Annotated in this window: 1 protein-coding gene; it reads right to left on the bottom strand. The window is 49.2% G+C overall.

The genetic code is table 11. From position 1 onward, the window contains the following. The coding region (locus ACTHRY_RS11080) for a collagen-flanked surface repeat-containing protein (RefSeq protein WP_440374259.1) at nt 1-1,144 on the bottom strand (1,144 nt) is incomplete at both ends.

A 1,144-nucleotide genomic window follows, 5' to 3' on the forward strand; every position in this document is an offset into this window, starting at 1 on the left:
CGTTACCGTCTTTGATGGTTACAGTGTGAGTACCGTCGCCGTTGTCTTTAACGTCGGCTTCAGCGTTCTTACCGTCTGCACCGGTATCACCTTTGGCACCAGTTGCACCGGTAGCGCCAGTTGCACCGTCTTTAACGATAGTGGTAGTGGTATTACCGTTACCGTCTTTGATGGTTACAGTGTGAGTACCGTCGCCGTTGTCTTTAACGTCGGCTTCAGTATTCTTACCATCTGCACCTGTAGCACCTGTAGCACCAGTATCACCTTTAGCACCAGTTGCACCGTCTTTAACGATGGTAGTAGTGGTGTTACCGTTACCGTCTTTGATGGTTACAGTGTGAGTACCGTCGCCGTTGTCTTTAACGTCGGCTTCAGCGTTCTTACCGTCTTTAATGATGGTAGTAGTAGTGTTACCGTTACCGTCTTTGATGGTTACAGTATGAGTACCGTCGCCGTTGTCTTTAACGTCGGCTTCAGCGTTCTTACCATCTGCACCAGTGTCACCTTTGGCACCAGTTGCACCGTCTTTAACGATGGTAGTAGTGGTATTACCGTTACCGTCTTTGATGGTTACAGTGTGAGTACCGTCGCCGTTGTCTTTAACGTCGGCTTCAGCGTTCTTACCGTCTTTAACGATGGTAGTAGTAGTGTTACCGTTACCGTCTTTAATGGTTACAGTGTGAGTACCGTCGCCGTTGTCTTTAACATCGGCTTCAGCGTTCTTACCGTCGGCACCAGTTGCACCATCTTTAATGATGGTAGTAGTGGTGTTACCGTTACCGTCTTTGATGGTTACAGTGTGAGTACCGTCGCCGTTGTCTTTAACATCGGCTTCAGCGTTCTTACCGTCTTTAACGATGGTAGTAGTAGTGTTACCGTTACCGTCTTTGATGGTTACAGTGTGAGTACCGTCGCCGTTGTCTTTAACGTCGGCTTCAGCGTTCTTACCATCTGCACCAGTGTCACCTTTGGCACCAGTTGCACCGTCTTTAACGATGGTAGTAGTGGTGTTACCGTTACCGTCTTTGATGGTTACAGTATGAGTACCGTCGCCGTTGTCTTTAACGTCGGCTTCAGCGTTCTTACCGTCAGCACCGGTTGCACCAGTTGCGCCGGTATCGCCTTTGGCACCAGTTGCACCGTC

The organism is Neisseria sp. P0004.S004, assembly GCF_051963335.1.
In the GTDB taxonomy this organism is placed as follows: domain Bacteria; phylum Pseudomonadota; class Gammaproteobacteria; order Burkholderiales; family Neisseriaceae; genus Neisseria.